Genomic DNA, 20,032 nt, shown 5'->3' with positions numbered 1-20,032 from the left:
TAGATAATAATTGTAAAGGCTCAAGAGATACATCTAAATATCCAAATCAATGTATTCATTGTGTTTCGCAAAATGCCTAAAGCCTTTATTGTGTGTTTGGTATTAGTTGTAGCCACTCTTAATTAAGAGCATCATATAGTAAGACTTTCTATATGATGCTCAAATATTGACGTAACAAGTTACATTTTTCAATGTCGGTAGGAGAGGCGACAAATATCGCTATTGCTGAAACTGCATGTGCCTAAAAGGCTTACTAGTTAAAGTATATTAGCTAAATAGCAACCTCTTAACATCAGGTTTCATTTTTGATATCAATACATTAATTTGTGCTTCAGCATCCTTTTTTTCCAAGCCTCTATATTCTTCCTTAACCTTAACAATTTCTTCAATCAACTCGCTCTTGGATGATTCATATTTACCACGAGATCTTCCTTGAAATTTTTTAACCCTTTCTTCTTTTTCTTTAGTCAGTTGAAGATTAAGTTCCTCGAAAAACACTTTTATATCATCAAAGCGCCTCAAGCTGGTAACATTAGTATGTTTAATCCCTGCTTTTTTAGACGCCTCTCTCATAGAAAATGTGTAAGATTTTTTCTTTTTGAAATCTCCTTTTAAACGATGCCTGCTAATATATTCCCTTTTTTCTTCTTTAAGAGTTAAAAAAGCCTGATATATCTTATGAGAACAATTCTGGTCTGAGACCCAGTCAGGTTTTTCGTCTGTTTTTTCTTCAAAGTAATTTAGCATACGAAAGAAGCCCTTTTAGCAATAATCAGTGTTAATGTATCCAATATCTTGTGCTTGGGATCGAGGCTTTTTATATGCTTAAAAGCATTGTGAACCAGCTCAAATGATTCCTTCAGAAATGCTTTTGGAATTGATTCACTATCATTTAGCAAAGCTACATCTTTCATAATTGCAAAGTATATATAGTCAATGTTCGTATGCTGGGTCAGGTTGTTGCTACAACCCAAACAATATTTAGGAGCAGCTTTTTCCCTTCTAGGTATGCCATTTTCTGCGCACTTAGCTCTTGCTTGATTTCGTCTCTTAAGCAAGCAGTATCCCCACGGACTAGCCTTAATAGATACAAACTCGGATGAAATAAATTGGTTCAACTCTGCTTCAAAGCTTTTCAAGTTAACAACCTTGGTTTTCTTAAATGCGCGTCTTAAATAGCTAGATAACTTTCCGGCATAACCTTGACCTTTTTTCTCTATGAACGATTTTACTACTGAGTTTATAACATCGATCTTTGCTTTGTCATTGATTGGTCCATTAGCTTTATCAGCTACATATGCCAACCACATAGACGGACTAATATGCTTAAATTGGCTTCTTATCATCCAGCCTACATCACCATCAAATCTTCTATAGACAGCTTCTGCCCACATGTGCCTTAAGGCATGTGGGGTAGGGTAGATACAATCAGCAACCAATTCACTTGAAAGCTGCTTTGTCAGTGTCGCAACAGGTTTATCGGTAATTTGGCTGATGAATGACTTAGTTTCTTCACTAAAGTTTTCATCAAGAATTGACATTAATTCAGAGGAAAGTGTGCGATCTCTATACCTTATGACCCAGTTGTTTTTTGCTTTACAGTCATTGCTCATTAAGTGGAATGCGACTACTGGCAGCTCCTTTCTTACTCTAGCTCTTGCTTTTTTCAGCATAGGATCTTGATCAAACTGTTCCCACTTTTCATCGATATACTTTTTCTCCAACTCTTTGAGCTTTTTGAAATCGTGATGAGATAAACATTCACCATCTTTAGTTTTTTTCTTAAGAGCTTCCAACATCTCTATTTGCTCAATTATATTGAAAGGTTCATAGTAAGTTGCAAAATGTACCCACATAGATTGAACAGCTCTTTGTAATGGAGTGGCTGAAGCACTAGGCTTTTTGTTTGAGCTTTCAACAGCGTAAAGGCATGGTAAGTGATTCTCACTACTAAGAAAGTCCCTCATTAATCTAATTTTTGAGAAAGCGCTATATGTGATTTCACGGTTTAGCAGTTTATCTCCGTGTGTCTTTGGTATTACCCAGTTAACCATGTAACGGTTAGGGAAGCGCTCTTGATCTATGAAGTCTAGATTGTCTTCAACTTTTATTGCATTAAAGTTAAAGCCAAACTCGCTTTCTCTCCAGCCGAGGTTAGAGGCTATATCAGTGAAACCTGCCGCTAAGACTTTTCTATAAAATTGGATTATATAGCCGTTCTTTGATCCTGTAGGCTCATCTAGACCTATTTCTATGTAGAAATCTTTAACGGGAAGCTGAGGCTTTTTATTCAAACCTATACATTTGATTGTTTCCGTATATGAGGAAATGACCTTATCGTAATTGAGATCGTCATTATCCATCTCATCGATCCAATATTTTATTTTTTCGTGATTCTCTTCGTATACGAGGTGATCACAAATGAAATGTAACTTATCAACTTGGCTCTCAGTTAAGTCTTTTATATCAAGATGAGCAAAAAAACTTACTCTGTTATCTCTATCCAACCGACTCATCAGGTTATTATATTTGGTAAAATAAGCTTGAAAACGAGCTTCAACCATCGATTTCAAAGCTTTAGTTTTTTCGAGATTAGTGCCTCGCTTTTGGGCTATTTCTTCAGGAGGTAAATTTAATAAACATAGACTTACATAGGCTTTTGTATCCGGTTTTACAGGCCAGCCTGCTTCCTCCACTAACTCTCCTGAATCTTGAAAAGTGTCATAGAGTGCTCTAGCCAAAGCATAATGTTTATTGAAAAATGAAGCACAGTGTTCTATGTAATACTTGCCATAGTCTAATTTCAAATAGTTGAAAGACTTCCCTGCCTTCCAATCTTTCAAAGATATTTCACCAGAAGAGAGATTTTCGATAACTTGCTTCTCAGCGTGGGTAATACCTTTAGCATTAACACTTGAGTGAACTAGCGAAAAATCACTTCTAGCTAAAGTAGACTGTTTAATGTCATTTAGTGAGGCGTAAACTCTGTAAATAGCATAAGATTTGAAATTGAGCGTTTTGAGTATCCGCCCCTTGTCATAAGTGTGGGTCAATAAATACTCAATATAGTGTACAAGATTTTGTTTATTAATAATCTTAGTGTTATTTTCGACTAAGAAGTGTGCCAACAGACAAAGTCCATTGAACGAGGCTCTATAAGATTCTATGCTAGTAAAGCCTTGTGATGCTTCCAACCAATAAACCTTAATCGCAATGATGGCTTCCTCAGCTTGATATCTAAAAGTAGTGGAGCTTTTCAATAGCTGATAGAGAGATGAAAAGTTAAAAGTTAATTTTTGCCTCTCAGATTCAAAGTTCCACTCTAGGCTCAAGAACTCATTATTAAAGCTATTTAATCGAGCAGAAAGTTGTGCTTGTAATTCCTCATAATCTAACCCTGCAATCGCTGGAGAATGATGAGTCATTGGATATTGTGCTTTCATTAAGCTACTCCTCCTTGTAACTCATTTTCAAATAGGTTGGGCAGCTTGCTTTCTAGCTCTTTGTGCTTTTTATACATTGCTGAAAGAAGAGACTTATCCGAAAAACGTTGAAGTGTATCTTCTATCCATAATGTCCTCGGTAATACTTCTGATTCAAAAAAAGGTAGATTTCGCTTAGCGAGTAAAGAACCAAACTTCTGCACTTGGCTGAGATAGTGGATCATATTAAGGGCAGATTCTTGAGTTTCTACAACTATGTGCTCTCCAAATCGGTCATCTTCAACCTCAGCATCAATAGCAACACCTAGTGTGTTTATTTTATATGTATCATCTTGAGAAGCTTTTCGTAGCGATGTTTGTAGCTGCATATCACGAGCCTTCTTCAATACCTTGTCGATGCTAGGTTTATAAAGGTTCTCAGATATGTCATTCATTACTAGTCTCGATACGCGACCTCTTTGATTGACGGCATCTTTGTTGTTTTCTCCTATGTAGCTTAGTTTTTCAACTCTTGCATTATGGGCATTTTGGTTTATGAGGTCTCCTTCTCGGTATTTATCATACCGACTATGAACTGATGAATTCTTGATATGAGAGAGTTTAAAAAGCGAAACAGGTACGGTGTCATGATATTTCTGATTATATACTTTTCTATAGTCGTCAATTTCATCTCTGTGATTATAATAGAAAGAATCAAAAACTGGAGCTTTTGACTTATCAAGAGCAAGGTAAGCCTTTAAGAATATTGGGTCGATGTTTCTTTTTTGATGTTCATCGATAATTAGCTTGTTTATAATTTTGTCATCCAAAATACGGGTAAGTAATGCGGCATAACTAGGTTTTGCATCACCTTCATTATTTCGTGTTATATATCTAATAGAAGGAATATTATTATTAGAAAATAAGTTCTCTCTCGACTTTTCTACACTTGTAAAATAACTTTCTAATGCTTTAGATTCGACTAATTGACCATCTAAAATGGGGTGACTATGTATAGTATCACTTCTGGGCTTGTACGATTGACTGAAAATAGAAATCAGGCTTCCTGAGTTATTATACTCGCGAATAAACTGCCCAATCTTTCCGTTGCTGACATCACTAGGCTGTATACATAATGTTGATATTATCCATGCAGCAAGAAGTTCTTCTAAAGGATTGGTAGTCTGCAAATGGTTTGGATTAAAAAGCAGTGGACAATTAAAATTCTGTTTTTGTTGAATATTATTTTCTGAATACTGTAATGGTGGCTGAGTTAATGGTGAAGCTGAAAGCTTTTGTTCAAGCTTTGAAAACATCGCTTTATTGAATGTGTCTAACTTAAGAATTCTATAAGTTGTAGATCCATCTTTCTCTTTCGGCTTACAGAATTCATAGTGCTTATGAACCAGCCAAAATAGGTTACTTGAGTACTTTCTTCTCGAATGCGTTGTGACTTCATTAAACAGTTTGTCTTTTTCTATTGTTTCTACCTGTGAAATATCAAGGTTCGAAGTGTCAATCAATGAATATCCATTCATTGATTTAAAAGTTAGGATAGAATTGACCTCATGTTTTGCAGATAAAAGTAGTTGAAGAACAGTACCTACGGTTATTTTAAAGCTATCCATTAAAATCTTGGCGCTCTCTAATTTTAAGTAAGATTGTTCGCCCATAATTGGTCTTATCCAAGGTAAGCTAAACCATGAGCTTAAAGTGACCTGTATTCTGCCTTCTGCTTCACTTAAAGTTGTGTTGCTTAGTAGCATTCTCAAGTAATAGTATTGCTCATCTGATAGATGCAATGAGCCTAAACCATGTTTAATTATGGAAATTAATTTGTCTAGCCCGGTAGACTGAGGCAAGAGATTGCGTTCATTTATACAGTATGCCTCGTATTGACTTAGAACGTCATATCGAGCAAGCGGGTCAATTACATAGGTATTTAGCCAAATCAGAAAGTCTCGTACACTTCTGACATGAGATCGTGTTTTTGCTAGCTCATCAAAGTAATCAGATATCATCCCATCTGCGATTGCTAGAAAAATAGCTTCAGAAAATGAATTGAAAATCTTTTCGTTAGGCCCAAGAAAGTGTTTGTTTCCTAAATTGTCAAAAATAGCAATTCGTCTTGGACGAGGATCTACTATTTCTGGTTTGTTTGGTAATAGTGCCTTGAAACCTTCTTTGCCCGCTTTTCTAATAACATCAATATAATTTATTTCATCATTTGCAGCGACCTCTGACACTGAGAAAATATGTGGATTTTCTTCTAAATTCTCAATCATGATGCTTTCTCCACAATGTTCATATAATCTCGCATGATGATATAGCGAGTTGAGTTTTTGTATGCATTACCATGTCGATCCAGTGAATGCCCTAAAGCATTCGCAACTTCTCTTAGTGCGTCATTTTTACCATTACCTTCCTTAATTTTCTTGTCGTATAGTAAAGTTGCAAATGTATGACGTAAGCAATGGAACGAGTGATACTCTTTTAAGCTTGAAATTATTTGTTTTAAGTGTCTGAATACAGTACTTGCATGCTTTGTGGATATCGCCTTACCTAAATGACCATTCGAAGCATTCAAAAGTAAAGTGTCTGGTTCGGGGGACTTGCTTAAAGCAAGAATGTCTGCGCGCTCTGTTTCTTTGTATAGTTCAATGTCTCTCATCATTTTTCGTGGAATGTACAAAAACCTTGATTTGCCACCTTTTGTATATTTTGATCTCAATTGATATTCAAAATACTCAGTTCTAACAGGGTAACGAGAGGTATCATCTTCTTCTCGTCGGTACTGTTTGATAAGGTCATTAAGCCCGCCTTTACCATGTAGCATCAAACCTGCACATTCTTTAGCTCTTAAACCTAATCTATAACCACATTGGATGATTAGATTGTCAGCTTTGCTTTTCGAAGCAAACAATAGCTCATTTATAGAATTTGAATTAATGTATTTGATTTGAAAGTTATTAGCTTCTTTATTTAGCAGTTTCTTTCTTACTTCTTTTTTTATTCTAATTGAGCGTTGATTTGTTATTCCTAAATAAGTAAGGAAGTTGTAGTAGGCAGTGATAGCTGACTTCATACCTTTTAATGTTGTGTATGTAGATATTTGATCAGGGTACTCATGATTGAGAAATAAGCTAATATCTTCATTGTCTGCTAATTCCGTGCAATGTTCTAATTCGTCATAAGGTAAAGAATTTGATTCACAATATTCTAGATACTTTAGTATGTGACCTAGGTAAGTAGTTTCGGTGTTACTAGACACGTCATGTCGAGTTAGGATAGTTTTTTCTTCAAACTCAGAGTTCTTAAACCGACTTCTGGTTGATATTTTTTTGAAAGAGAAGACTGTTCCTGTGCGGGCTAAATCTATTGAAAATAGTAAAGGTAAGACAACTAAATTACCTTCGTTATCATAAAAAACATGTAACTCTTCGAATAGCTCTCCATCAATAGTGATATTTTTATATTTAACTTTTTTCATTTATTGCTCTTAACTTTTATATTGATTATCTTAGTACTATACGTACAAAAATGGTAGTTAAGATAAGTGTTGCATAAAGGACTGCTTTTATGCAGCAGTCGAGATGAGGGACAATCCTGAGTTGGCTAAAGTGCCAATGGCGATTGGCGGCAATAGCAACCGTGGGGTTTTGGCGACATCGAACTATATTGCTCGTGAATATGGTGTACGTGCTGCTATGTCGAATTATCAGGCTAAAAAGCTGTGCCCGCATTTGCGCATCGTGCCTGGGAGAATGTCACTCTATAAAGAAATCTCGCAGCAGATCAGAGCCATTTTTGCCCGTTATACCGATTTAATTGAACCCTTGTCTTTAGATGAAGCTTATCTTGATGTGACGGACTGCATCCAATGCAAAGGCAGCGCAACTTTAATTGCTCAACAAATTCGTGATGATATCTTTAAAGAAACGGGTTTAACTGCCTCAGCTGGGGTGGCGCCGATTAAGTTTTTGGCGAAAATTGCCAGCGATGAAAATAAACCAAACGGCCAATTTGTGATCACCCCTGATAAAGTGGATGCATTTATTGAAGATCTACCACTTAAAAAAATCCCCGGTGTAGGTAAGGTGACAATGCAAAAATTGCTTGCCCATGGCTTTGAGTTTGGTCGCGATATCAAAAATGCCGATGAAACATTATTAAAACAAAAGTTTGGCAAACTAGGCGATATGTTATGGCGTCGTTGTCATGGGATTGATGAGCGCCGCGTTGAAACTGACAGAGTGCGTAAGTCAGTGGGGGTTGAAACCACTTTTGAAAAAGATACTGCTGATATTGATGTATTGAAAATGCGTATTATCAAACAATTATTACCCGAGCTCAAAATTCGAGCCAGTAAATATCTAGACGAGCAACACATCATAAAACTGGGAGTCAAAGTGAAATATTTCGACTTTCAACTAGTTAGTAAAGAATGCCAGTTTGATAAGTTAGACAGTGCTTTATTTTGCCAATTATTAACGGATTTACTTGAACGGCATCAAGGTCACAAAGCCGTTCGATTGATTGGCATTCAGGTGGGGTTATCGGCTAAAGAAACAAGCCATAACCAAATGCACTTATTTTCTAGTTAGCTGCAGGTTCTAGTTAGCAGCAGGGCAGCTACCGTGATAAAAACCGTTGTCGTGTTGAATTATCATGTAGGTTAAGGCTGTACCCTCGTTGTCATGGTACCAACTAAACTCTATTTCTAGACCGCTAACAATAAATGTGCGGCTGATCTCTATGGCATCTTTAAAGCCATCTACTGCGTTTCCGAAAATTGCTTCTATGTCTTCCACTCTTGTGTCTTCATCAAAATAAAAAGTGTGTTCGCGGAAAAAAATGCCATTAGTATATGGCTTAAAAGCATGAAAGCCGTCAGCAAAATTTAAAAATAGGCGAGTGAGATTATTGTCTTCTAGAGTGAGAGAATAGCCGCTGTTAAAGCATTTTCTGTACTCTGTTTTATTGGGGTCCCCTTTATTTTTTGTTAGGGCCAGTGCGCCGAATAAGTGAACATCCAGGTAAAATTTCATATTAGTTTAAATGTGATTTGGCTCTGGTTAGTTTAAACAGGTGAGTGGAGTGAAGCAAAAAAATTGCCGCCAAGGATAATATCAGCTTTGGCGGCAATAGTTAGGTTTTTAAGAAACGAATACCTTAAGCACTTTTTACGTAAATGCGCTCTTCCCATGGCAGGAGTTCTAGTTGTTCCCCTTTTTTACTGGTATCGAATTCGCCGTTATCAAATACCTTATGGCCGTTCACATAAGTTTGTTTCACTTGCGCTTTAAAAGTTTGGCCTTCAACTGGACTCCAACCACATTTATATAAGATATTGTCTTTAGACACAGTCCAAGGCGAGTCCATATCTACAAGTGTAAAATCGGCTTTATAACCTGGACGAATATAGCCTCGGTCTTTAAAACCATAAAGCAGTGCAGGGTTATGGCACATCTTTTCAACTATCTTCTCAAGAGTAAGATAACCTTGTAGATGAAGCTCAATCATGACAACCAATGAGTGCTGCACAAATGGGCCGCCCGACATTGCTTTGAAGTACGTATTTTGTTTTTCTTCTAAAGTATGTGGTGCATGATCAGTGGTAATGATATCGATGCGGTCATCGTTAATCGCAGCAATAAGCCCTAAACGGTCTTGCTCAGTTTTGATGGCAGGGTTCCACTTAATTAAGGTTCCTTTTTCTTCGTAATCGCTGTCGTTAAACCATAAGTGATGCACACTGGCTTCAGTTGTGATGCGCTTTTCTTCAAGTGGAATATCATTGCGGAACATCGCCGCTTCTTTCGCTGTGGTCAGGTGTAAAACGTGTAAACGTGCATTGTGTTTCGTGGCTAAGCGAATTGCACGTTCGGTTGCTTTAACACACGCTTCTTCAGAGCGAATAATAGGGTGAAATTTAACAGGTACGTCTTCGCCATATTCAGCTTTAAACTTTTGTTCGTTCTTGTGAATAATACCTTCGATTTCAGCATGGATAGCAATGATGTTCTTACTCTTTGAAAAAATCTTATCTAAGGTTTCTTCACTGTCAGCAAGCAAGTTTCCAGGGCCTGCAAAGTACAAACCGTCGTCAGATAAACAAGAGTAGCCAGTGGTATCTGTGTCTAGTAGCACGTCAACATTATCGTTATTCAGGCCCATATAAAAGTCATAATTCGCCAGAGATTTGGTTGCAGCTAACGCGTTTTTAGCTTGCCAAACTTCATGGTTCAATACGTTTGGACGAGAATTTGGCATATCAATATAGGAAGTAACACCACCTGCTACGGCGGCTTTTGATTCGCTTTCCATATCGGCTTTGTGTGTTACACCTGGATCTCTAAAGTGAACTTGACCGTCAATCACACCGGGTATTAAGTACTTACCTTTCGCATCAATAATGAGTGCATCGGTGTATTCAGGCATGGTTTTACCAATGTAAATAAAACGGTCTTGCTCAATAGCTACGCTGCCGTTGAATGTTTTTCCTTCATTAATAATCACAGCATTTGTGATGATAGTAATCGCCATAATCTTTCACTTTTCTTGGTAATAATCGTTGATAAGAAAGCGAGTAGCTCTCTGTATACTTTGGTTTGGTGGTTTTGTTATATTGTAACATTTTAATTTGTATCTATCTTCAATGAACAAGATTTTTTAAGCGGTAATGAACAATTTCACTCTGACGTAAAAGTTGTTATTCCCTTGAATGATTAATTCAATGTTTGAAATACAATAACCCTATAACTTATGGGGTGACTAAAATCTTAATTTGAAATTGTAAATTTCGTGTTAAGGTGAAGGAGCGTAAAAATACCAGTCTTCTTAATTAAGTAAGCTATTTCTAGGCAAGAAAAACTGGTCGATAGCACCGCTGACGCGTCCTGCTACCGCTGAGGTACCTACATCCATGTAGGCAAGGCGAAAATTTTGCGATTTAGTTGTTCTAAATAAGAAATTTTTAACGTAGCTAGCGTCAGTTTTAATCCCTAAAAATGATTAAGTATTATTGAAGATTGGTATTCATAATAACTGAGAAAAGGAGTATCTGATGCAGTCTATTTTGATTGTATTATTTGGTATTGCCGGCATGCTATTTGGCTGGTTTGTCTATTCTAAGTTCATCGCCACGAAGATTTTTAAAATGGACGATAACTTTGTTACCCCAGCCCACGAGCTTAACGATGGGGTTGATTATGTGCCAACCAATAAACTGGTACTTTGGGGGCATCACTTTACCTCTGTGGCAGGGGCCGCCCCGATTGTTGGGCCTGCGATTGCAGTATATTGGGGGTGGGTGCCTGCTGTTCTTTGGGTGGTATTTGGTACTATTTTCTTTGCGGGTGTGCATGACATGGGCGCACTTTGGGCAAGTACACGCCATAAAGGTAAGTCAATGGGCGCACTATCTGAAAGCGTGATAGGTAAACGTACACGCGTGTTGTTCATGATTGTGGTGTTCTTGTTGCTGCTTATGGTTAACGCGGTATTTGGTGTGGTTATCGCCAACTCATTAGTGGCAAACCCGAGTGCAGTCGTGCCTGCTTGGGCGGCTATAGTTGTCGCACTCATTATCGGCCAGTTATTAAAGCGTCAGATCCCGCTTATTCCACTGTGCGTGATTGGTGTTGCAGTACTTTATGCAACGATTTTCATGGGGGCAGAAATGCCGGTGTCATTACCAACAGAAATGTTTGGCTTAACTGACAAAGCGAACTGGATAGTGATTTTATTCATCTATGCGGCAGTTGCATCACTGTTACCTGTTTGGATGTTATTACAGCCTCGTGACTTTATTAATGGCATGCAGTTGTTAGTGGGTTTAGTGTTACTTTATGGCGCCGTATTTGTGGTGATGCCAGATATCACCGCACCTGCATTCAATACACAAACCGCCATCGATACGCCGAGTATTATTCCGCTGTTGTTTGTCACCATCGCGTGTGGAGCGGTATCAGGCTTCCATGGCATTGTGTCGTCTGGTACGAGTTCTAAACAGCTTGATAAAGAAACAGATGGCCGTTTTGTTGGTTACTTGGGTGCGGTAGGTGAAGGCTGTTTAGCACTGATCACATTAGTTGCCGTAAGCGGTGTTATGTTAGCGGTGTCACCAGAAGAGTGGCACGAAATTTATAGCCATTTGGGGGCGGGAAGTGTGAGCGCCTTTATTACGGGTGGATCAAACCTTATCAGTGAAGGGTGGGGCTTCTCTGCTGAAATTGCAGCGACCTTACTGGCAGTAATGGTAGTGCTATTTGCCGGTACGACTATGGACTCTGGCGTGCGCTTACAGCGATATATCATCCAAGAGTGGGGCGATATTTATAACATTGGTGTGCTTAAGAATGGCTTAGTCACAACCTTTGTTGCTGTTGCGTGCTGTTTACTGCTTGCATTCGGTGCCGGTGGTGCATCGGGTACGGGTGGCATGGTGCTATGGCCGCTATTTGGCTCAACCAACCAAATCTTAGCAAGTCTAACTTTACTCGTACTGTCTGTGTACTTAATCAAACTAGGTCGACCGGCTAAATATACGCTTATTCCTATGGTATTTGTGATCTTGATGGCTTTCTTCGCGGGCTTAATTAAGCTGGTAGAATACTACGAGAAAGGCAACTGGTTGTTGGTGGTCTTAGACTTAATTGTTTTAGTAGTCAGTGTCTTGGTGATGCTTGAAGCTTGGTCGGTAATAGGCAAACACAAGCGGAATAAAAGCAGCGATGAAGGCGAAACTGCGAATTAATCTCAATTGCTAGAAATAGTAAAGTAAATAACCGATAATTGGCCCTAATTGAATAACAAAAAGGGCCTTTTTTATGTCTTTCCCTCTCGCGATTGCTTTTAACGGTAATCTTCCAACTGACGCAGACGCTGTCATTGTGATCACCGGCAATGTTGAAGATTTAGGTCAAGCAGAACTAAATGAAATTGTTGCACCTGCACTGGCAATTGATGCGCGCATTAAACAAAAAGCATCATTACTATTTGCAGAAAACTTACCGGGCAAACGTCTTATTGTGGCACCAACTGGGCCATTAACACGTGATTATGATGATGTACGTCGTATCTTCGAAGCAGCTAAAAGTGCTATCACCGAAGCTAAAGCGGCAGGTGTTACTCAGCCTGTGTTACAGCTTGCCTCTATTGCTGATGATGCACGTTACACGCAAGCTTTAGAAGTCGCGTTTTTAGGTATGTGCCAAGCATTATGGCAACCTCTTGAAGCAAGAGAATATCACGGTGAGAGCATTGAGCCAGTTAAGCAGGTATTTTTAGCGGGCGCTAGCGAAGAGCAAGTTAAGCAGTTAAATGCCATTGCAGCAGGCCAGTATGCGGCAAGAGATTTATGTGGTACTGAGCCAGAGCGTATGGCACCACCTAAATTTGCTGATTACTGTGTTGAGCTGTTAAAAGACTCAGTGGTCGATGTTGAAGTGATCGACAGCATTGACACAATCAACACAGACTATCCAATGTTAGCGACCGTTGCGCGCGCATCTTATGCGGTAGAGCGCCATCATCCTCGTGTTGTGAAAATGACCTATGAGCCTGAAGGAAGCGTTGAAAGAACCTTACTGTTCGTAGGTAAAGGCTTAGTGTATGACACAGGTGGTGCAGACCTTAAAGTCGGTGGCTTCATGGCAGGTATGAGCCGTGACAAAGGCGGTGCAGCATCGGTGGCAGGTTTCATGAAAGCGGTTGCTGATTACCAACCTAAAGGCGTTAAAGTAATCGCTTATTTAGCGGTTGTTCGTAACTCAATTGGCTCTGATTGTTTCGTACCAGATGAAATCATCACATGTCGTGAAGGGTTACGCGTTCGCATCGGTAACACTGATGCAGAAGGCCGTCTAGCAATGGGTGATCTACTGAGTGAAGTGAAAGACCTTGCGAAGAATGAAGTAAACCCAGAGCTATTTACTGTTGCAACATTAACGGGTCACGCTGCTCGCGCTGTGGGTCCTTACAGTGCGTTTGTTGAGAATGGTCCTGCACGTGCAGCGAATGTATCTCGTCAGATTGCTGACTTAGGTGACTTATGGGCAGATGCTGCAGAAGTAAATCGCAGCCGTCGTGAAGATTACGACTTTGTTCAGCCGCGCACGTTGGCCGATGATGTACTTTCAAGTAACAATGCACCATCAGCGGTTACAGCACGAGGCCACCAATTCCCAATGGCGTTCTTAGCGCTAGTGGGTGGTCTAGATAAACACGGCTTAGACTCAGAGCAACCATTACCTTATGTGCACATGGACATTGCAGGTTCTGGTGTTGAAGGCGGTGATTGGCAGCATGGTAAGCCAACGGCTGCAACAGTTGCGAGTTTATTTGCTAGATACTGTTTATAAATTGATAAAAGTAAAAAGGCGCATCATGCGCCTTTTTTTGTTTTTGTATGAAGCCTATAACCAGCGGAGCGCTTGTTGTACGTCCTCTTGATAGTCGTTGACCGGTGAATTTCTGTCAGCAACCAAGATCATGTTGGCTTTATCTTCACTTGAGATCACACCGGCAAAACGCGCATCGTTAAAATCACCCAACTGCTTATCTTGAATGTCACCTGAGTGAGGAACAACAAACACAGTAACAGGGCCGTGATCTGACTGGAATATTAAGTGTAAACTGCGCTGACCTTTAAAGTGACAAAAAGTCGCATAGGTTACCTTGCCAGGTAAAGACTCAAATTTAGCACCTAACATGGCAAGCTTCTCATTGACCGCTTGTAAACCTACATCTTTCTCACGCTCTAACGCTTTTACTTCATAATAAACATGCGCCAACGCATGTTCGCCAGCTTGTAGGTCATTCGAGCCACCCACACTCAAGAAGTATAAGCTGACCGCTAATGTGATTGATGCCGCGGTCGCAAAAGGCTTGTTAAAACGGCCAAACCAGCCTTGCGTCACATTGCTTGCTGGCGCGTCTTTGGTTTGTGTCATCAGCTTTTCGGTGAGATCTGGTGGCACGGGTATATCAAGTGCTAGGTTTATTTTGTCGTCTAACATCATTAGCTCATCTAGCAGCTTTTGATGTTCAGGGTTCTGCTGTGCAAACGCAATGACTTCTGGATCGTTGGGATCGGCAAATGCGCGACGACGAAATTCTAATTCATCCATCAGTTTGTGGCCCCCGTCATGGTCTGTGGTTGAGACATTAATGCCTCTTTCAATTGGTTGCGTGCGCGATAAAGACGCGTCATTACAGTGTTTTTGTTCAGCTCTAAAATCTCAGCTATTTCATCACCAGAGCACCCCATGACAACTTGTAAAAGTAACGGCTCTCTATATTCAATTGAGAGCTGACTTATTTGTCTTTGGATCACAGTTTGTTCCATTTCTGAATCTAATGTGGTGCTTTGGTTATCGACTATGGTGTCGTTGTCGACATCAGCATAATCGAATTGTTTACGTTCAAATCGTCTAGCATTTTCGCGACGCACTATGGTTAATAACCAAGGTTTGACTGCTTTTTCATCCTGTAAAGAATCTAAAGCTCGCCACGCACGCAAAAACGTCTCTTGTACTAAGTCTTCTGCTACAGTCGGATCTTTGCTAAGCCAGTAGGCAAAGCGATAAAGCTCCGTCTGATACTGCTTAACCAACTCTTCGTAGCGTTGTTGTTTTTTGGTCATACCCAATAGACCTTAGCAAGTAAGTTTTTCTTACACACTTTTCATAAAAATTTTCAGTACAGAGGTTGTAGAGAGCTACGTTTCTGATCTGCTTGGTTTTTCTCAATTTGAGATATTAGCTTAGCAATTTTCTCAAGATTTGCAGAAGCCGTCCCTTCACTATAAAGGGCTGCTTGTAAGTTTACAATTTCTGCTTTTAGCTCAGCGTTATCTAACTCTTTTAGCCACTGGCTAAAAGAGGTTGTAGTGAGCTCAGTAGTAACAAACTCACTCAATAACTGATAAAATCGCGTTTTATCGTTCGCTTTAGCCGCTTGTGTTAGCAAGCTCAAACTCATTCTTGGCTTAAATGTGTCATTGGTTTCAGTTTCAATCGCTGGTTTTTTTCGATCGATAAAACCAAGCCAAACAAAAATTAAAGTGAATACCCAAAGCACATAGCCCGATACCAAAATGCCCCAATCAAGCAATGTCTTTTCAACGGGGACTTCAACAATAGTTGGTTCAATTGCCTGTTGATTTTGCAATGGTGCCGTCATGTTTGGTATAGCTGGCGCAGTTTGATTCGGATCGGCAATAACGGTCAGTGTACGAGCTGGCAAGGTCGCATATTGCACACGGTTAATCACTGTATTAAACCAAGGCAGTTTTACTTCAGGTAGGGTGTAAGTGCCTGGGGTTTGTGGCACCAGCGCATAAGAGCTCACAAGTTGTGAGATCACTCGACCATCACGTGCAAGTTGGTTACGCTCGCTCTCATCAGGGTAACTTCTAAAGCCATCAACTTCTGGCAGGCGAATTTCAGGCAATTGCTCTTTGGTCACGCCTAATGCGGTCAGGGTGATAGTACGCGTGATGGGTGTGCCAACCACCACTTCATCAGAGATAGGCTGAAACTCTTCACTTAAATTGACTAACTCACTAGGTAACCACGCCCCATTGTAATCTTCAGGTACGGGTTGCACATCAATTGTTTCAGCTTTGCCCATGGCAGAGACCGACATACGGCGATAATTTTCTCTTACTTGACCATTAAAAATGGGCGGCTCGATAGTATATTCACCACTTTTTTGAGGTTGTAGTAGATACTCTCGGCTAATGACCATATAACGACGGCCATCAAGCACTTCATAGTCTTCTTTTTGCTTACCAAGAAGTGTAACTTGCGCGTCTTCCATAGCGGGCGCTGACAGTTGCCCGTCTAATAGGTCTTTACCTAAATAAAGTTTGACCGTGTAAAGACCAGCTTGTTGAACAAACAGCTTGCTTGGTTTTAATTCGGTTTTGATAAAGATGTCTTTTTGTTCATCGGCATCGTTACTGCGTGCAACCACTTTTAGTTTGATTGGGTCGCTACTTTTACCAGAAACAGTGAAAGCAGGGATCGTAATGTCGCCCGCTTTACGCGACATGAGTTGCATTTGCCAAGTGGTTTCACTACTCGCCTGACCATTGATGATGCGGGTACTTGAGCCGGTATTAATTGGGCCCATCACAAATTGTCTCGCCAAGGCACTGGTATCAGGCTGCTGACCAGATACACGGCCATCGGCTGAAATAGTCAGCGTAAAATATTCACCCACCAAAACAGGGTTTCTGTCGACCGATGCGGTTAACTTGTCAAAAGCGACGCTCGCTGTGCTAAACAGTAAAAATACACAGGCAATATAAAAACGGGTTACCATGATTGTTTAGATCCTCCAAGGCGACGTTGTTGGGCTCTTTTTTGGGCCTCTAAGCGCATTTTGTTTCGTAATAGAATGGCAGGGTCGTCAGGTACTTTCCTGAGTAACTGGTTTAACTGCTGCGCTTTTTCTTTTTCTTCAGGGGTCATTGGCTTAGCTTGAGCCGATTGCATCATTTGCTGCTGACCTTGTTGTTCATTATTTTCTGTGGCTTCTTGCGGCTGAGGTTGGGCTTGTTGCTCAGATTGCTCGCCGTCTTTTTGCTCAGCTTGATTTTGCTGCTGTTGTGCGTCTGCTTGCATGTCAGGCTTATTTTGCTGTTCTGAGTTTTGCTGGCCCGAGCTTTGTTGTTCGGCATCTTGTTCAGATTGTTCGCCTTGCTGCTGGTCTTGTTGACCTTGCTCAGACTTGTTTGATTGACCTTGTTGATCTGATTGCTCGCCTGATTGCTGTTCTTGATCACTCTCTCCATCTTGAGATTGATTCTGTTGTTGCTGCTCTTGTTGTTGCTTCATTTGCTCTAACAGGGCCTTGTTTTCTTTGGCTTGGTCAAAATCAGGATTCTGCTTTAGCGCTTGCTCATAAGCGGCAATGGCTTCATCCAGTTTGCCAAGTTGGGCAAGGGCATTACCATAATTGTACTGACCAATGGCCGAAGGGCTGTTCTTTAATGCGGCGGCGGCTTGCTCATACTGGCCTTGTTTATAAAGTGCAGCGCCTTTTAAATCATGGTTATCAGCGACAGCCGCTTTTTCAAACTCTTTAGATTGATATGCTGATAAGGCATTTTGGTCGGTATTTTTAAACCATGACTGCCAATCTGCTGCATAAACAGGTTGAGACAGAGGCAGCATAAAGAACATTGCACATAATACCAAGGCTGATTTACGCAGAAGTAATAATGCCAATGGGATCAATAAAATTAAGCCATATTTACCCGCATCAATGCGCCAAAGTATTTTGTTTTCTTCATCGTTTTGATCTGCCTCGCTGGAGCTTGCCGTTGGCGCAAATAATTGAATATCTTCAGCACCGGGTGTGTAAGCTGAAAATTGACCACCACTGATAGCAGCAAGGTTTCTAAGGGGCGCCACATTCAACCTCGGAATGACTATTTCACCGCTGCGACCTTTCATAAATCCGCCTTCAGGCAAGGCTATCGGCGCACCTTGTGCGGTGCCAATGGCATAAATGCTTAATGTAAACTTACTGCTTTGCATGGCTTCTCGGACTTCGTCGACATCATTCTGATCAAGCCCGTCAGTAATTAAAATAATCTCGCCTTGTAAGTAACCGGCCTGAGACAACAGTTGCATAGCTTGGTCGATACCTGCATACACATTTGAACCTTTGCTAGGCATAATCTCAGGGCTAAGGCTCGGAATTAAATTGCTTAATGTACTGGCGTCAGAAGTCAGTGGAGACACGGTAAAGGCATCACCTGCGTAGGCAACCAATGCGGTTTCGCCTTCTTTAAACAGCTCGACCATGTCGAGTGCTTTAAAACGCGCTTGGGTGAGTCGGTCGGGTTTAATGTCGGTGGAGAACATCGAATAAGACATGTCCATCACAACCACACGCGCTTGTTTTGACTTAAAAACAGGCACTTCTTGTTTTTCAAAGCTAGGGCCTGCAATAAAAATAATGCATAGCAAAGTAAATAGCGCCAGCAGCCACGGGTTTGTTTGTTTGCTTGCTTTACCTTCGGTTAGTATCGCATGGGCTAAATGAGGCGCAATTAATCCTGATTTATTGCTACGGCTTTTATTTAGCACTTGTACCGTGGTTAAAATGGCCCAAGGGATAATCAAAAGTAACAGTAGGGGTCTTAAAAATTCAAATTCCATCATTAAGCCTCCTTACCAGAACGTGAAAATAGTCGGGCAAGATTAACGTACAGTTGATTAAGCATGAGTAATGCCAGCGCCGCTGCTAGAGGCCAAAAGAACAAGGCGATTTGCGGTCTGAAAGTTTCGTTTTCGTCACTGATTGGCTCTAGTTTATCTAGCTCTTGATAGATTTGCTGAAGCCCTGCGACATCTTTTGCTCTAAAATATAAGCCGCCAGTTTCGGTGGCAATTTTATTTAATGTGGTTTCGTCAATGCTGCTGCCGCCAATCCCGCCCATGCCAAATAGACTAAAGCCGCCTCGACCATCCGAGCCAACGCCAACGGTGTAAACTTTAATGCCTTCTTCACGCGCTAAAATAAGCGCTTCATCAGGTTCAAGGTTGCCCGCGGTATTCTGACCATCGGTCAGCAATATGAGAATACGGTTACTGTCTTGCTTTTGATTAAAGCGTTTTACGGCTAGACCCAAAGCATCACCGATTGCAGTGGCACGACCCACAAGGCCTATTTGTGATTCGCTGAGCATTTGACTCACCGTATCTAAGTCACGAGTAAGAGGAGTTTGTAAAAAGGCGGTATCGGCGAATAAAATCAAACCAAGGCGATCGCCCTGACGCTGCTCTATAAAGTCACCTAAAACCGCTTTTACCACGGATAACCTATCTACATAACGTCCTTGATACTCCATATCTTGCTCAGTCATAGAACCTGACAAATCCACGGCGAGCATAATATCGCGACCTTCATTAGGTAAAGTAACAGGGTCGTCTAAGTATTGTGGGTTAGCCGCAGAAGTCACCAAACATACCCAAACTAGGGCTTCGAACCAGTTGGTTTTTTGTTTTGACTCTTTGAGACTAGGCGCCAGTTTAGAAAACTGAGCAAACATAGGCATACGCAGCCTTTGTTTGGCTTGCTCTGTACTTACGGTAAATCGCCTTAAAATCCAAGGCAGGGGTAACAGTAAAAACGCCCAAGGCCAGCTAAATTCAAACATAAATGGCCTCCTTGAGTTTTAGATTTTTGATGGCGTTAAAGAGTTGCTTAGCTAATTCAGGGTTGTTCTTTGGGCCATATAAGCTGTGTAACGCCTGCTCAGAAATATCTTCACCACTGAGTTTATTTAAAATGCTTTGCCACTTTTTGGTAGGCAATGAAGTCAATGGCGCACCGTAATAATGTTTTACGAGGCGTTTTAAGATTATATGCAGTTGCTGCGCATCATCACTTTGTTGCTTAGCCAGCTCAATGGCGGCTTTTTTGGCTTTTAAAAATTGTTGGCGCTTATAAAGCCACATGCCAAGAGCGATAAGTAAAATGAGAGAGGTGATTATCACCGCCCAAGTCGGCAGCGACAATGGCCACCAAGCTACTTGCTCTGGCGGTAAAACATCATGAAGTGCGTCGAGTGGTGAAGCTTGCATCGG

Annotated in this window: 15 protein-coding genes; 3 read left to right on the top strand and 12 right to left on the bottom strand. The window is 40.7% G+C overall.

The annotated features are described in order from the left end of the window. Positions 1–267: 267 nt before the first annotated feature. From C1E24_RS01585 to C1E24_RS01570, 4 genes are read right to left on the bottom strand one after another with little or no spacing between them, the layout of a single operon-like run. A complete protein-coding gene (locus C1E24_RS01585) occupies positions 268–747 on the bottom strand; it encodes a hypothetical protein (protein WP_138478110.1) in 480 nt (159 codons plus the stop codon). Further along, on the bottom strand, positions 741–3,443 hold the full coding sequence (locus tag C1E24_RS01580) for a hypothetical protein (RefSeq protein ID WP_138478108.1): 2,703 nt from the start codon (positions 3,441–3,443) through the stop codon (positions 741–743). Before C1E24_RS01580 ends, C1E24_RS01585 begins: the two co-directional genes overlap by 7 nt. Further along, positions 3,443–5,707, bottom strand: a complete 2,265-nt coding sequence (locus C1E24_RS01575; protein WP_138478106.1) for a hypothetical protein — start codon at positions 5,705–5,707, stop codon at positions 3,443–3,445. The genes C1E24_RS01580 and C1E24_RS01575 overlap by 1 nt, the downstream gene beginning before the upstream one ends. Further along, positions 5,704–6,912 carry a tyrosine-type recombinase/integrase gene (locus tag C1E24_RS01570; RefSeq protein ID WP_138478104.1) on the bottom strand — a complete coding sequence of 403 codons (1,209 nt, stop codon included), beginning with the start codon at positions 6,910–6,912 and terminating at the stop codon, positions 5,704–5,706. The genes C1E24_RS01575 and C1E24_RS01570 overlap by 4 nt, the downstream gene beginning before the upstream one ends. A 73-nt stretch (positions 6,913–6,985) precedes the next feature. On the opposite strand from C1E24_RS01570, the gene dinB reads away from it, so the two are divergent. Beyond that, on the top strand, positions 6,986–8,026 hold the full coding sequence (gene dinB, locus C1E24_RS01565; RefSeq protein ID WP_276609821.1) for a DNA polymerase IV: 1,041 nt from the start codon (positions 6,986–6,988) through the stop codon (positions 8,024–8,026). A 9-nt stretch (positions 8,027–8,035) separates the two neighbouring features. On the opposite strand, the gene C1E24_RS01560 is transcribed toward dinB, so the two are convergent. Together C1E24_RS01560 and C1E24_RS01555 are read right to left on the bottom strand one after the other, a co-directional pair. After that, positions 8,036–8,470 (bottom strand): hypothetical protein, encoded by a 435-nt coding sequence (locus C1E24_RS01560; RefSeq protein WP_138478100.1) that lies wholly within the window; start codon positions 8,468–8,470, stop codon positions 8,036–8,038. Positions 8,471–8,594: 124 nt separating this feature from the next. Next, a complete protein-coding gene (locus C1E24_RS01555; RefSeq protein ID WP_138478098.1) occupies positions 8,595–9,968 on the bottom strand; it encodes a dihydroorotase in 1,374 nt (457 codons plus the stop codon). Between the two features lie 520 nt (positions 9,969–10,488). Between C1E24_RS01555 and C1E24_RS01550 the strand changes: the two genes are divergently transcribed. Continuing rightward, entirely contained in the window at positions 10,489–12,180 is a 1,692-nt protein-coding gene (locus C1E24_RS01550; RefSeq protein WP_138478096.1) for a carbon starvation CstA family protein, read from the top strand. Between the two features lie 73 nt (positions 12,181–12,253). Further along, positions 12,254–13,786: a M17 family metallopeptidase gene (locus C1E24_RS01545; RefSeq protein ID WP_138478094.1), complete on the top strand. Its 1,533-nt coding sequence runs from the start codon at positions 12,254–12,256 to the stop codon at positions 13,784–13,786. Positions 13,787–13,840: 54 nt separating this feature from the next. Here C1E24_RS01545 and C1E24_RS01540 read toward each other — a convergent pair whose 3' ends face one another. From C1E24_RS01540 to C1E24_RS01515, 6 genes are read right to left on the bottom strand one after another with little or no spacing between them, the layout of a single operon-like run. Then, positions 13,841–14,554, bottom strand: a complete 714-nt coding sequence (locus C1E24_RS01540; RefSeq protein WP_138478092.1) for a DUF3379 family protein — start codon at positions 14,552–14,554, stop codon at positions 13,841–13,843. Then, positions 14,554–15,069 (bottom strand): sigma-70 family RNA polymerase sigma factor, encoded by a 516-nt coding sequence (locus C1E24_RS01535; protein WP_058030590.1) that lies wholly within the window; start codon positions 15,067–15,069, stop codon positions 14,554–14,556. The genes C1E24_RS01540 and C1E24_RS01535 overlap by 1 nt, the downstream gene beginning before the upstream one ends. A gap of 53 nt (positions 15,070–15,122) precedes the next feature. Continuing rightward, on the bottom strand, positions 15,123–16,754 hold the full coding sequence (locus tag C1E24_RS01530; RefSeq protein ID WP_138478090.1) for a BatD family protein: 1,632 nt from the start codon (positions 16,752–16,754) through the stop codon (positions 15,123–15,125). Then, positions 16,748–18,601, bottom strand: coding sequence for a vWA domain-containing protein (locus C1E24_RS01525; RefSeq protein ID WP_138478174.1), 1,854 nt, complete (start codon positions 18,599–18,601; stop codon positions 16,748–16,750). The genes C1E24_RS01530 and C1E24_RS01525 overlap by 7 nt, the downstream gene beginning before the upstream one ends. Positions 18,602–18,603: 2 nt before the next feature. Further along, complete coding sequence (locus tag C1E24_RS01520) at positions 18,604–19,602, bottom strand: vWA domain-containing protein (protein WP_138478088.1); 999 nt, start codon at positions 19,600–19,602, stop codon at positions 18,604–18,606. Next, entirely contained in the window at positions 19,595–20,029 is a 435-nt protein-coding gene (locus C1E24_RS01515; protein ID WP_138478086.1) for a DUF4381 domain-containing protein, read from the bottom strand. The genes C1E24_RS01520 and C1E24_RS01515 overlap by 8 nt, the downstream gene beginning before the upstream one ends. Positions 20,030–20,032 lie beyond the last annotated feature (3 nt).

The organism is Pseudoalteromonas phenolica (assembly GCF_005876835.1).
GTDB classification, from domain to species: Bacteria; Pseudomonadota; Gammaproteobacteria; order Enterobacterales; family Alteromonadaceae; genus Pseudoalteromonas; species Pseudoalteromonas phenolica_B.
The sequence above is the reverse complement of the archived record's forward strand: the minus strand, read 5'-3'. Positions and strand labels throughout refer to the sequence as shown.

Bases quoted from the DNA above. Each gene is read 5' to 3' on its own strand.
- C1E24_RS01520 (WP_138478088.1), bottom strand. From the start codon at position 19,602: ATGTTTGAATTTAGCTGGCCTTGGGCGTTTTTACTGTTACCCCTGCCT.
- C1E24_RS01540 (WP_138478092.1), bottom strand. From the start codon at position 14,554: ATGGATGAATTAGAATTTCGTCGTCGCGCATTTGCCGATCCCAACGAT.
- C1E24_RS01550 (WP_138478096.1), top strand. From the start codon at position 10,489: ATGCAGTCTATTTTGATTGTATTATTTGGTATTGCCGGCATGCTATTT.
- C1E24_RS01555 (WP_138478098.1), bottom strand. From the start codon at position 9,968: ATGGCGATTACTATCATCACAAATGCTGTGATTATTAATGAAGGAAAA.
- C1E24_RS01545 (WP_138478094.1), top strand. From the start codon at position 12,254: ATGTCTTTCCCTCTCGCGATTGCTTTTAACGGTAATCTTCCAACTGAC.
- C1E24_RS01575 (WP_138478106.1), bottom strand. From the start codon at position 5,707: ATGATTGAGAATTTAGAAGAAAATCCACATATTTTCTCAGTGTCAGAG.
- C1E24_RS01530 (WP_138478090.1), bottom strand. From the start codon at position 16,754: ATGGTAACCCGTTTTTATATTGCCTGTGTATTTTTACTGTTTAGCACA.
- C1E24_RS01585 (WP_138478110.1), bottom strand. From the start codon at position 747: ATGCTAAATTACTTTGAAGAAAAAACAGACGAAAAACCTGACTGGGTC.
- C1E24_RS01560 (WP_138478100.1), bottom strand. From the start codon at position 8,470: ATGAAATTTTACCTGGATGTTCACTTATTCGGCGCACTGGCCCTAACA.
- C1E24_RS01525 (WP_138478174.1), bottom strand. From the start codon at position 18,601: ATGGAATTTGAATTTTTAAGACCCCTACTGTTACTTTTGATTATCCCT.
- C1E24_RS01535 (WP_058030590.1), bottom strand. From the start codon at position 15,069: ATGACCAAAAAACAACAACGCTACGAAGAGTTGGTTAAGCAGTATCAG.
- C1E24_RS01570 (WP_138478104.1), bottom strand. From the start codon at position 6,912: ATGAAAAAAGTTAAATATAAAAATATCACTATTGATGGAGAGCTATTC.
- C1E24_RS01515 (WP_138478086.1), bottom strand. From the start codon at position 20,029: ATGCAAGCTTCACCACTCGACGCACTTCATGATGTTTTACCGCCAGAG.
- C1E24_RS01580 (WP_138478108.1), bottom strand. From the start codon at position 3,443: ATGAAAGCACAATATCCAATGACTCATCATTCTCCAGCGATTGCAGGG.